Origin of the sequence: Mucilaginibacter dorajii (genome assembly GCF_024808255.1) — a bacterium.
GTDB classification, from domain to species: Bacteria; Bacteroidota; Bacteroidia; order Sphingobacteriales; family Sphingobacteriaceae; genus Mucilaginibacter; species Mucilaginibacter dorajii.
Window position 1 is genome coordinate 38,930 of record NZ_JANTYS010000019.1, and the last position, 13,080, is coordinate 52,009.

Here is a 13,080-nt window from a genome sequence, read left to right on the forward strand (position 1 = left end):
ATGTATATACGCTCAACAGGAAATATATCGCCTCAAAAAACATTCGGTAACGCCGCCTTTCCGGGCGAGGTGGTTGCGCATGAAGGTAACCGCTTAAATTGCATTACGCCCGATTATAAAGAGTTGATCGATCCAAAACTCATCCGCCGTATGAGCAGGGTGATCAAAATGGGCGTGGCATCTGCTATGGCCTGCCTTAATCAAGCCGGTGTAACATTGCCCGATGCCATTATTACCGGCACAGCTTACGGCTGCCTGGAAGATACCGGCGTATTTTTAAGTAAAATGGCCGAACGCGGCGAGGAGATGCTTACGCCAACATCCTTCATCCAATCTACCCATAATACCATTGCGGCACAGGTTGCCTTACTTATTGGCTGCCATGAATATAATAACACCTTTGTAAGCGGCGGCGCGTCATTTGAGCACGCTTTGCTTGATGCACAAATGTTGTTGCAGGAGGGCGAAGCTAAAAACATACTAGTTGGCGGTGTTGATGAGATCACCGATATCAGTCACATTATCCTGGGCCGTTTCGGCCTGTATAAACAAGGACCGGTATCTAACCTCCACTTGTTTAATTACGGCACCAAAGGAACCATTGCGGGCGAAGGCTCGGCGTTTTTCCTGCTGAGTAATGAATCGTCGGAAAAAGACCTGGCTAAGCTGGAAGCTGTCACCACCTTTTACAAGCCTAAAGATTTTGCTGATATAGAATCCCAAATTGAGGCTTTTTTGGCCGCGAACGGAGGTCTGAGCATGTATGATATCAGCCTGGTCATAACCGGCGATAACGGGGATGTTAAAAATGACGAAGTATACCACTATTTGGAAAACTCGCTTTTTAATTATTGCAACGTGGTGAAGTATAAACACCTTTGCGGCGAATATCCAACCTCATCGGCCTTTGCGTTGTGGTATGCGGTACATCTAATGGGGCAAAATGCCGATCCAGCTACTGCACACACAGCTAAAATCAAAAGGATCCTTATCTACAATCATTACCAAAACACCCATCATTCTTTAATGTTGTTATCGGCGTGCTAACATTCAAAAACACCAATATCGCGTTTATCCTCCTGCTGGCTTTTACCATTTGGGCCGATAAAATGCAAGGTGTAAACTGGATGATATATGCTGCAATCATATTGGTGTATTCTCTTATTGTAAGTTACGGCTGCTATTTTGTAAGCTCCGGTTTTTTTATGCCGATGTACTGCTCGGCAAAAACAAACAGAAAGGTAATAGCCCTTACGTTTGATGACGGCCCCATGTCACCTGGCACACCCGAAGTTTTGCAGATCCTAAAGAATGCCGATGTAGAGGCCGCATTCTTTTGCATCGGTGAACGTCTTGCCGGGAATGAATCTGTAATCAAACAACTCCATGCCGATGGTCACCTCATTGGTAACCACAGTTTTACACATGGCGCTTTGTTCGACCTGCTCCCTGCCGCTAAAATGCTGGCCGAAATGCAGCAAATGGATACTGAAGTTTACCGCGCCATCGGCAAAAGGCCGCGCCTGTTTCGCCCGCCTTACGGGGTAATGAATCCCAATTTAAAAAACGCCATAATTAAAGGTGGGTATTTCCCCATTGGCTGGAATGTACGATCTTACGATACCATGGCTAAAGATGCCGATAAGCTCCTGATAAAGGTGATTAGCCGCATTAAACCCGGCACCATATTCCTTTTCCATGAAAAGTGCGATGTAACCATTAAAATATTGCCCCAATTTATTGAACAGGCCAAAGCCATGGGGTACGAGATTGTGAGGGTAGACAAAATGCTGGGATTACCCGCTTATGCCGATTAGCTTTTACTCATAAGCAGGCACAATATATTTAGTTAAAATATCAAATGCCTGTTTGGCCTTCCGGTTATTATAATTCCCTTGTGTAAATACCACCACCAGGCTAAGCCTTTTAATGATCATGATATACTGCCCGCCATTCCCCGATGCAAAAAGAACATCCTCGGTATAGGCTTTGGTTTTTACCTGCTCGTTATACCAGTAATAACCATAATAAGCAGGCTGCGGTATCGCTATCTTACTGCGACTGATCTTTGTAAATGAAAAATCGGGAATGGGAATAGTGGCCGTGGTCGATTCTTTAAGCCATTTTTCAGATACGATTCTTTTGCCCTGCCATAATCCATCGTCTTTAACCATTTGTCCTATCTTCACCATATCCTGCGGCCGCACAAAAAACGAACCGGCGGTAGCGCCGTTACCCGAGGCATCAACCGTCCAGCGGTAATGTGTAATTCCCAGCGGCTCAAACAGGTACTTTTTGGCAAAATCCATGACCGACATATGGGTGGCATTTTTGATAATGCCGCTTATGATCATGGGATTGCATGAAGTATAAGCCCAGACAGTACCGGGATCACTCTTCATCGGCAGATCTAAAGAAAACTTAACCCAATCTTTGGTTTGTTCCATTTCGCTTTCGCAATCCTTACCGTCATCAACCCATTCATTACAATCGAAGCCAGACCGCATTTCCAAAAGGTTTTTAATGGTGATCTGCTGTTTACGCGGATCAGGGTTGGCAAAACTTTTATACTCCGGGAAGAAACTATAAACCTTTTGATCTACATTTTTGATAAATCCTTTATCAATGGCTATTCCCGTCAATAAACTGGTGATTGATTTAAATGAAGAGCGGGAATCATGCAAAGAATCGGCATTAAACCCGTTAAAATAATGTTCGTAAACCAACTTGTTACCCTTAGCTATCAATACGCTGTGGATATTGGTATAGCCCTGTCTTTCAATGGCACGGGTCATTGAGTCTAACGATGCTGAGGTTTGCGCATTAGCAACACCATTAAAGATCAAAATAGCCACGGCTACTACAGCCCCTTTTAATAATGACAAAGTTTGGTGCACGGGATGTGTATTAATTGTTGATATAAAGGTACATCATTCCAATTTGATAAAAAATGCTATCGGGGTTCAAAACGTTTTTGTTGCTTAATTTAAGTAAACACGAATTTTTTGACTTAATACTAATGTTTTAATTTATGCTATCGATCAATTCCAAAATTCGTGAAATTCGATTAAATTGTAATCCCGTCGGCGGACATTCGTGTCTAACTCAAAAAATGGAGCCTTACCGATAACACGAATTCACTACATTGGGGGTAAAAGTGATTTCCCCGGCGTTTGCCGACGATTCTCACCATTTTACCGGGTTTTCCGAGCCTTCTGCCATTTAACAGTGTCCTAATTATTTCAGTTTTTTCATATTGCAAACTATAATCAATCAAAATGAAAAACTGTTTACCTATCGCTGCATTCTTTTTAAGCTTAATATCTTTTACTGCCCACGCGCAAAGCAGCAAGCCGTTATTAAGCGACAATCAGCTTAAAAGCAAATTAGATTCGGCTGTTGATAAGGGCGCTAAGATCTATATGGATACACCAAATACTGTCGGCCTGTCTATCGGTATTTATAAAGATGGCAAAGCATATACCTACAATTATGGCGAGGTTAAAAAAGGGACTGGCAAACTGCCAACTGCCGATAATTTTTTTAACCTGGGCTCGGTAGCCAAAACCTTTGTAACTACCATGCTGGCTGAAGCTGTTATTGAAAAGAAAGTAAATTTAAATGACGACATCCGTAAATATCTGCCCGGTAATTATCCCAACCTGCAGTTTAACGGCCAGCCTATTCGCCTTATTAATTTGGCCAACCATACTTCTGGTTTACCGGGGCAAGCGCATATATTCCCGAAGGCAGTAAAAGATAGCTTACGCAAATTGAGTTTGCCAGATCAGCTTCATTTTTATGACGTGTACCGTGCAGATAGCCTGTTGAAAGATTTGCACAGTTTAAAGCCAGATACCATCCCCGGTACAAAATACAGGTACAATGGTAATGGAATGATGGTGTTAATCTTATTATTGGAACGCGTTTACCGTCAGCCTTATGAGCAGCTGGTAACGCATTATTTAAAAACACATTTAAATATGGCCGATACCAAAACCCAGATTGATATTCATTCTGATAGATTGGCGCAGGGTTATGGCGGCAATAATCAGCCCCAGCCATTTTTAAATTTAACAGACTACTATAATGGCCCAAGCATGAACTCCACCATCAACGATATGCTTAAATATATAAAGGCCAATTTAACCGAACAGGAGCCGGCGCTAAAGCTAATGCACCAACCCACATTTACCCACCCGGATAGTACCGCCATTGGCTTAGGGTGGATGATAGATACCGACTATAAAAACACAAAGATTATTTATCACGATGGCCATACCGGCATTGGCTTTAATACCTTGTGCATGTTTTACCCGGGGAAAGATCTGGGCTATATCATTATTGTGAATGACAACATCAGCCAGCAAAGGCTTACCGATTTACAGGCCAATATTCAGCGGGAGCTGGATAGGCAGTCCGGAAAGTAATTTCAGCGTCAATTCAAAAGCTTTTGGATTTTGAACCGCTGCTTTTGGCGGCAAAATAAATAATCCTGCTAATTTTGTTTCCAAATAAATGGGAAGCACGCTTGTTATCCCGTTGTACAGCATCTAAAGGAAAACAAATTATGGCCACATTGATAGACCTGATAGGCAACACGCCTATGGTTGAAATAAAGAAGCTTAACCCCAACCCCAATGTACAGATCTTTGCCAAGCTGGAGGGGAATAACCCAGGTGGGAGTGTAAAAGACCGCGCGTCGCTCAACATGATCCGCAGTGCTATTGATAGGGGCGATATTAAGCCTGGCACTAAATTAATTGAAGCAACAAGCGGCAATACCGGCATAGCCCTGGCCATGATAGCCCGTTTATTTGATTTAGAGATTGAACTGGTAATGCCATCAAACTCAACCCGCGAGCGCACCCTTACCATGGAAGCCTTTGGCGCCAAAGTAACGTTGCTTGAAGGCATTGAGCTTTGCCGCGATTACGCCGAGGAAAAAGCAGCCACCGGCGAGTTTTACCTGGTAAACCAGTTTGCCAACCCTGATAATTATGGCGCACACATTAAAACTACCGGTCCCGAAATTTGGCGCGATACCGAAGGTAAAATAACTCATTTTGTGAGTGCCATGGGTACAACCGGCACCATCATGGGTAACTCTATTTATCTTAAACAACAAAATCCCGATATACAAATTGTAGGCTGCCAGCCGACCGAAGGTTCGTCTATCCCCGGTATCCGCAGGTGGCCTGCCGCTTATTTGCCCAAAATATTTGACGCATCAAGAGTGGATAGGGTGCTGGATATCAGCGAGGAAGAAGCTACCCAAATGGCCCGCAAACTGGCCAAAGTTGAAGGAGTGTTTGCGGGTATGAGCAGCGGAGGCGCGTTATCAGCGGCCATTAAATTAGCATCAGAATTAACCGAAGGCGTAATTGTATTTATCTGCTGCGATCGTGGCGACAGGTATTTAAGCAGCGAATTGTTTGGGTAGAATATAAACAGCTAAAGTTCCGCGACCTTGTAGCGGTGCTTCGTGTCTACCCATGACGTTTTGTAAAAAATGTTTGTCATCCTGAGGAACGAAGGATCTTCTTCGCCCTGCTAATTACAGACTTTTATAGTGAAGAAGATTCTTCGTTCCTCAGAATGACAGGATAGAGAGTACTGGTTTTACATCATTTTCACCTTCAGAGCCCCCCGGGGTTTACAACTCCTAATGGCGATGCTTTGTGCTTTAAACAGCCTTATAACCCCAACCACCAACTACTGCCCCAAATCGTAATTAACTATCACCGTTGGCAATAATGTAGCATTATCTAAGGGGATCTGATTACCCGCAGTAATGGGTTTACGTTTAGCATAAAAATCATACACCTTCATTACCAAAGCCTTACTGGGTATAGCCGGCGGATTAAACGCGATAGAAAACGGCAAGATAAAATCGTGCGTTTTTTCATGATCGGGGATAATCCATTTATGATTTGACTTTTTAAGCGCCTCAATGATCGGTGCTGTTAAAATGTAATCATCTGCCTGGTAAATCACTATGCGGCTTATAGTGCCTTTGGTATCGGCAGTAAATTTAAAAACCGCGGTACCGGTAGCCTTTGCCTTTACAATCTCGGGCGATACCACCAGGCTATCTTTAAAAAAGCTGGTCATCACCGGCGCGCCTCCCTGGAAAGGGAAGGCCAGCTCCGTTTGAGCCATGCTGTAGACAGATGATAAAACGGCTATTACTAATAATATGATCTTTTTCATTCGTGTGTTCTTTTATTAACGTTGTTATTTAGGCTGCGGGCGCTCACTTGGGTCGCGCTTGCTGCCATCATACAACTCATACTCAAATAAGCGGCAATCCAGCTTGCCATTATAAAACTCAATCCGGCGTGATGGGCGCAGTCCAATCTTTTTAGCCAGATCCGGGTTGCCGGTAAAAACATAGCCCCTGTAGCCAAGGCATTTCTTTTTCAAGAAATCGCCTACACGTTTATAAGTAGCTTCCAGTTTGCTGTGTACGCCTAAACGCTCGCCGTATTCCGGGTTAAACATTACTACACCGGCCCCTTCGGGCACATCGGTTTCTTCAAAATCACAAACAGCAAAATCAATTAAATGTTCTACCCCAGCGGTTTTCGCATTCTTTTGGGCAATATCAACCGCATCCTGTGAAATATCCGTAGCTATAATTTTAAAGCCAATCTCTTTTTTTGCTTTGTCTTTTAATTTACGGCGCTCGATAAAAAATACCGTTTCATCGTATCCCATAATGTGCATAAACCCATAATTCATCCGGAACAAGCCCGGGTGTTTGTCGGTAGCCAGCAGAGCAGCCTCTATAGCTAAGGTACCAGAGCCACACATCGGGTTGATGAAGGTACTGTTACGATCCCAATTGGTAGCCATAATGGTTGATGTGGCCAGCGCCTCCAGCATGGGGGCTTTGCCCGGTATTTTGCGGTAGCTGTGTTTGGCCAGCGTTTCGCCCGATGTATCTAAAAAGATATCGGCCTCATTATCCTGCCAGTACAGGTGTACTACGGTTTTGTTGGCTTCGGCGCCAGAGTTTGGGCGGATGCCTTTTACCTCTTTGATCCTGTCAACAACAGCATCCTTAACCTTTACGTTGGCGAACAAAGGGGTAAGGATGTGCTCGTTATTTACGTTTGATGTTACCGAAAAGTATCCGCTAAAATCAATCAGCTTTTCCCATTCAATGGTAACCAGCTCTTCGTAAAGTTCTTTAGGATCGGCCGCTTTAAAGCTTTTGATCAAATATAATATCTGGCTTGCGCAGCGCAGGTTTAAGTTAAGCGCAATGGTATCTGTAATGGTGCCCAACAGCTCAACCCCGGTTTGAAAAACGCGGGTTGGCTTATAGCCCAAAGCTTCTACTTCCTGTTGAAGGTAGCTCGACAGCCTTTTGTTACAGGTGATTATGATTTTACTCTCGGTGTGGAAAACTTGCATATTGAATTTGCAAATTTATGAATTAAAAACCCCCTATTTTAATTTCTTATCTATTAACTTTACATTTTAAATTATTTGAAGATTATGGAAGTTAAAGGTAAAGTACACGAAGTGTCGCCAACACAGCAAGTAACTGATTCATTGAAGAAACGCGAACTGATATTAGAGTACGTTGAGAATCCTCAATATCCCGAATATTTGAAGTTTGAAGCCATCCAGGATCGTTGCGCTTTGATAGATAATGTTAAAATTGGTGACGACGTTGAGGTTTCCTTTAACCTTAAAGGTCGCCCATGGACAGATAAAACCGGCAAAAAAAGCTATTTTAACTCATTACAGCTTTGGAAAATAACTGTATTAGCCGGTGCAGGCGCAGCCTCAACACCAGAATATGCAGCACCAGCAGCAGATATCAGCTCATCAAGCGATGACGACGATTTGCCTTTCTAAGCATTCATCGTAAAAAATATTGATAAAAGAGGCCTCCTTATCGGGGGCTTTTTCTGTTTACAGCACTTTTTAGTCCCCAATTATCAATAGCTATAAATTGATGGCAATTGGCTATCTTTCAAACTGTTATTGGCAATTAACATTTGTTAAATTTTGTTAAAAGCCGCTTTTGTTGGCTTATTTAAAATATTTTTGCTTGTTAACAAATGAAAAAACGCAGCATAGGTTTGATTATTGGCTTAATGGGGCTTGCACTTTTGGGTGTAATGGCTATGCAATTGTACTTTTTAAAGCAATCGTACAAAATGCAATCAGAGCTGTTTGATAGTACCGTGAGGGAAGCCCTAAGCAACGTGGTATCAAAAGTAACCAAACAGGATGCCAACAATTTTTTAAACGCCAAAGCGCTTGATAGGGTAAACAGCCTCGATCAATCGGGCATAAAAGTAGTTAAAAGCAGTACCAACAGGCTTTACGCCGTTAAATCAACCAAGAAACAAACCGTTAGGGAAAAAAAGATTGCCTTGCTGCGCGACAGTCTGGAGCGCATGGTTAACCACAAAAAGCTGGATGATGAGTTGAGCGACCTGCTACAACAGGAAGGCACCGTTGATATCAAAGTAACCCTTGCCCAGTTCACAGACGACCAGGGCGTAGTACACGCCAGCTATAAACAACAGGTAATTGGCACCCACATTACCCACGCCCTAAAAGTGCCGAAAAAGCTTCATAAGTACGATACGCTGCGTTATGAGTATCCCGACCCGCAATTTGGCAAACAGGTGATCTCGATCCCCCGTATTAACCCGCTTTGGCAGCGCGAGCAACAACGCAAGCAGAAAGAGCGCCAGGTTGCCCAGATCAAAAAAATGCTGGTGACCGACTCGCTACAAAATCTACACACCAGCGAAAGCAAAACCAACGTTATTGAAAACCTTGCTTTAGAGTATAGTAAAACAGGACAGTCGCTCACCAAGCGTTTAAATTTATTTTGGATAGATACTTTGTTACGTTTTGAGCTGCATAGCAAAGGCATCAATTTACCTTTCAGTTATGAAATTACCAAAGCTAATAATGATTCGGTTATATTTTCAAAAGCCAACGACCTGGAGGGCAATAAGCCGGTATTTATTGAGGCCAATACTTACCAAACCACTATTTTTGGCAAAGATTTGATCAATGACCCTGGAAAGATCAGGCTGACCTTCCCGCAAAAAAACTCGCTCATCCTCGGGAATATGACCGCTACGGTAGGTACCTCTGGCGGATTACTTATCGTGCTATTGGTTTGTTTTGTTTATACCATTTTTGCTATCCTCAAACAAAAAAAGGTATCTGAAATGAAAATAGACTTCATTAACAATATGACGCACGAGTTTAAAACGCCGGTGTCAACCATTATGATTGCCAGCGAAGCTTTGCGTGATAAAGAGATCACCAGCGATCAAAATAGGATAACCCGGTTAGCTAACATAATTTTTGAAGAAAACGAACGTTTAGGCAGTCATATAGAACGTGTGCTGAATATTGCCCGTATTGAAAAAAATGATTTCAAGCTGGATAAAACGCCGCTTGATGTAAACGAAATGATAAGTGTTGTATTGGATAGCATGGCACTTAAACTGCATAAATGCAACGCCAAAACAACACTGCAGCTGGATGCCGAAAACGCGATCATCATTGCCGATGAGCTTCATTTTTCGAACGTTTTATATAACCTGGTTGATAACGCCATAAAATACAGTGCCGATAATCCGGATATTACCATTGGTACCTCCAATAAAAACGGGCAGGTGGTGATAAGGGTGGCAGATAAAGGCATAGGCATGAGCCGCGACCAGCAAACCAGGATCTTTGAACAATTTTACCGTATCCCCACCGGTAACCTGCACGATGTTAAAGGATTTGGGCTGGGCTTAAGCTATGTTAACACCATAGTGAAACGTTTAAACGGAACCATCAGCGTAAAATCTGAACGGGAAAAAGGCTCAGAATTTGAATTGAAGTTTGCGGCGATTTGAGGGGGTGAGTCGGGAAGTCGGAAAAGTCCGTAAGTCTGAAAGAAGCTGCTTTTATGGCCGACAACAAATTTTACTAATAACCTTCCGGATTTTCGGACTTTCCCGACTTCCGGACTAACATAACATGAAGAAAATACTACTGGTTGAGGACGATGCCAATTTGGGCTTGCTGTTACAGGATTACCTGCAGTTAAAAGGCAAGTTCGACGTTATTTTATGTAAAGACGGCGAAGAGGGGTTGCGCACTTTTACCAAACACACCTTTGATCTTTTGATCCTGGATGTAATGATGCCTAAAAAAGATGGCTTTACCTTAGGTAAAGACATCAGGAAAATTAACCCTACAGTACCTATTATTTTTGCTACCGCAAAAGGCATGATAGAGGATAAAACCCAGGCCTTTAACCTTGGCGGCGATGATTACATCACCAAACCATTCCGTATTGAAGAGTTATTGCTACGCATAAACGCCTTGCTCAAACGCACCAGCGGTACCGAAAAAACCGAAGAGGAAAAACAAACCAGCTTTAAAATAGGCCGCTATACTTTTGATTATACCTCACAGATCATCAACATAGGCGAATCCAACCAAAAGCTATCAACCAAAGAAGCCGAGCTGCTGCGGTTATTATGCATGCGCAAAAACGAGGTACTTACACGCGAAGAAGCCCTGCTAAACATATGGCACGATGATAACTACTTTAACGGTCGTAGTATGGATGTGTTCTTAAGCAAGATCCGCAAGTATTTGAAGGATGATCCTAATGTAGAGATCATCAACGTGCACGGCAGGGGCTATAAATTGCTGATCAATTAGGCTTTTTAAAATCTTATATCCTTATAGTAAATTAAGAAACTTGAATTAGAATAAACAGTTCTACCTGATGTTTTAAAAACGTTTGATTTTCAAAAGGAACATAATTTCCTGCAAATGCCCAGAAGCGCTGTAAACTAAACACAAGACTAATCAATAAAAGTGTAAACTTTTTCAGGACAACACAAACTATCTGACAGACATAAATGGTGACACTATTTTGTCAGTATAGACAGATAATATGAGTCTATTTTGGCCTTTTCTCCGATAAGTGATTGATGTACAGGAGTTAAGGTGTTCCACAGATTGGCCTTTTTGATAAAGCTCAATACATTGATTATCAACAATAAAGGTGTTCGGGGTGTTCCATGCGTTCCACCCGTTCCGGTGGAACATTAGTATCGGCGATGAGCTAAATAAAAGCTATGTCGTTAAAAATGTTACCCATCGGGTTCTGAATTTTCTCCTACTGAATACGGTTTTATCCATTTTTGGAGGCTCGTTTTCAGGATAATTGCACAATGCTATTTAAACAAATAGCTATGCGTAGTCTTTCCTGCCATGTAAGGCTCTTATAATATGTAGCATGGTCGGCAGCCTCCTTGGCCGTTTGAGCTTTAAAAGCAGTTCGGTCTTATTTAAAATCGCTCATAAATCAAATATACCGCAAAAACTTTTACGTGTAACAACTTTGTTAAAGCACAATTTCGGTTTTATGCCGATTAATAAATAGGTTTGTTAACAACTGATCTCATTATTTATTAACTATGAAACGAAAATTACTTTTTTCATGCCTGCTTTCTGCGGGCATAAGCGCCCGGTTATTTGCCCAGGAGGCAGTAGACCAGGCGATGGTGCAAAAGATAAGGGAAGAAGGTTTAAACCACTCCAAAGTGATGGAAACGGCTTTCTACCTTACCGATGTATCTGGTCCGCGTTTGGCAGGTTCGCCAGGCTTAAAACGCGCGCAAAACTGGGCCGTTGAACAACTGAAAACCTGGGGCATGAGCAATGCCAAATTAGAATCATGGGGCAAATTTGGTAAAGGCTGGGAAGTTCAAAAAAACTATGCGGCTATCACCGTTCCCTACTACCACGCTATCATCGCCATCCCTAAAGCCTGGACACCCGGCACCGGCGGCGCAATCAAAGGCGACGTAATGGTGATCAAAGCCGATTCATTGCCCGATTTAGATAAATACAAAGGCAAACTGGCTGGTAAAATTGTAATATTTGATACCAAACCACTTACCGAACGAACCTTTAAAGCCGATGCTGCCCGCTATACCGACGAAGAGCTTGATAAAATGGAAAAAGCAACCATGGCCCCCGCCCGCCAGCGTAATGCTTTTGATCCTAACTCGCCACAGTTTGCCGCTATGCGCAAGCTTCGTGCATTCCGTGCTACATTAGGCACATTTTTACAGGCCGAAAAAGTTGCCCTGCTACTAAGCCAAGCCCGTGGAACCGATGGCACCGTATTTACCACCAACGGCGCTTCTTATGCCGATACCGCTAAAGCCGTTGCACCCGAACTGGAAACCAGCAGCGAAGATTATCAGCGTATTTTACGTTTGGTAAACGCCGGCAAACCGGTACAAATGGAAGCCGATATTAAAACCCAGTTCTTCACCGATGACTTGCAGGGTTATGACGTAGTTGGCGAAATCCCTGGTACCGATAAAAAACTCAAAGACCAGGTAGTAATGATAGGTGGCCACCTTGATTCATGGCATGCCGCAACCGGCGCTACAGATAATGCTGCAGGCAGCGCGGTCATGTTAGAGGCCATGCGCATATTAAAGACCATCGGTTTTAAACCAAAACGAACCATCCGCATAGCGCTTTGGAGCTCTGAAGAGCAGGGCTTATTTGGCTCACGCGGTTACGTGCTCAACCACTTTGGCGATCCTAAAACCATGGAGTTAAAGCCCGAGCAGGCAAAACTATCAGCCTACTATAACCTGGATAACGGCACGGGCAAAATCCGCGGTATTTACCTGCAAGGAGACTCAGCAGCCGGACCGATCTTTAAATCGTACCTGGAGCCTTTTAAAGACCTTGGTGCTACCACGGTAACCATCAGCAACACCGGCGGTACAGATCACCAGTCATTTGACGCGGTTGGCATTCCGGGCTTCCAGTTCATCCAGGATGCTATTGATTACGGTTCACGTACACACCATAGCAACCAGGACACCTATGACAGGTTAGTTGAAGATGATTTGAAACAGGCTGCTACCATAGTTGCATCGTTTGTTTACAACACCGCCCAGCGCGAGCAAATGATCCCGAGAAAAGAACTACCTAAGCCACAACCGGCAAGAGGGTTTTAAGGAATAACGTTATTGTGATTGAAAAAGAGGCTGTATC

11 protein-coding genes are annotated in these 13,080 nt (G+C 43.2%); 8 read left to right on the forward strand and 3 right to left on the reverse strand.

Going from position 1 to position 13,080, the window contains the following annotated elements:
- A complete protein-coding gene (locus FHS10_RS21795) occupies positions 1-1,047 on the forward strand; it encodes a beta-ketoacyl synthase N-terminal-like domain-containing protein (RefSeq protein WP_259094704.1) in 1,047 nt (348 codons plus the stop codon).
- Entirely contained in the window at positions 1,041-1,817 is a 777-nt protein-coding gene (locus tag FHS10_RS21800; RefSeq protein ID WP_259094707.1) for a polysaccharide deacetylase family protein, read from the forward strand. Before FHS10_RS21795 ends, FHS10_RS21800 begins: the two co-directional genes overlap by 7 nt.
- A gap of 3 nt (positions 1,818-1,820) precedes the next feature.
- Here the strand turns inward: FHS10_RS21800 and FHS10_RS21805 are convergent, their stop codons facing one another.
- Complete coding sequence (locus FHS10_RS21805) at positions 1,821-2,897, reverse strand: serine hydrolase domain-containing protein (protein WP_259094709.1); 1,077 nt, start codon at positions 2,895-2,897, stop codon at positions 1,821-1,823.
- Positions 2,898-3,278: 381 nt separating this feature from the next.
- Between FHS10_RS21805 and FHS10_RS21810 the strand changes: the two genes are divergently transcribed.
- On the forward strand, positions 3,279-4,430 hold the full coding sequence (locus tag FHS10_RS21810; RefSeq protein WP_259094712.1) for a serine hydrolase domain-containing protein: 1,152 nt from the start codon (positions 3,279-3,281) through the stop codon (positions 4,428-4,430).
- 140 nt (positions 4,431-4,570) lie between these two features.
- Positions 4,571-5,443, forward strand: a complete 873-nt coding sequence (gene cysM / locus FHS10_RS21815) for a cysteine synthase CysM (protein ID WP_259094713.1) — start codon at positions 4,571-4,573, stop codon at positions 5,441-5,443.
- 272 nt (positions 5,444-5,715) lie between these two features.
- Here cysM and FHS10_RS21820 read toward each other — a convergent pair whose 3' ends face one another.
- Both FHS10_RS21820 and FHS10_RS21825 read right to left on the reverse strand, forming a co-directional pair.
- Positions 5,716-6,213 (reverse strand): hypothetical protein, encoded by a 498-nt coding sequence (locus tag FHS10_RS21820; protein WP_259094715.1) that lies wholly within the window; start codon positions 6,211-6,213, stop codon positions 5,716-5,718.
- Positions 6,214-6,237: 24 nt separating this feature from the next.
- Positions 6,238-7,422: a THUMP domain-containing class I SAM-dependent RNA methyltransferase gene (locus FHS10_RS21825; RefSeq protein ID WP_259094717.1), complete on the reverse strand. Its 1,185-nt coding sequence runs from the start codon at positions 7,420-7,422 to the stop codon at positions 6,238-6,240.
- Between the two features lie 84 nt (positions 7,423-7,506).
- Here FHS10_RS21825 and FHS10_RS21830 point away from each other — a divergent pair, with 84 nt between their 5' ends.
- The 4 genes from FHS10_RS21830 (at position 7,507) to FHS10_RS21845 (ending at position 13,043) form a co-directional block, all read left to right on the forward strand.
- A complete protein-coding gene (locus FHS10_RS21830) occupies positions 7,507-7,872 on the forward strand; it encodes a DUF3127 domain-containing protein (protein WP_259094723.1) in 366 nt (121 codons plus the stop codon).
- Between the two features lie 206 nt (positions 7,873-8,078).
- The gene (locus FHS10_RS21835; RefSeq protein ID WP_259094726.1) at positions 8,079-9,893 is read left to right on the forward strand and encodes a sensor histidine kinase; all 1,815 of its coding nucleotides are present in this window, start codon (positions 8,079-8,081) and stop codon (positions 9,891-9,893) included.
- Between the two features lie 124 nt (positions 9,894-10,017).
- On the forward strand, positions 10,018-10,710 hold the full coding sequence (locus tag FHS10_RS21840) for a response regulator transcription factor (RefSeq protein ID WP_259094730.1): 693 nt from the start codon (positions 10,018-10,020) through the stop codon (positions 10,708-10,710).
- A gap of 764 nt (positions 10,711-11,474) precedes the next feature.
- A complete protein-coding gene (locus tag FHS10_RS21845; protein WP_259094734.1) occupies positions 11,475-13,043 on the forward strand; it encodes a M28 family metallopeptidase in 1,569 nt (522 codons plus the stop codon).
- The last annotated feature ends 37 nt before the right edge of the window (positions 13,044-13,080 follow it).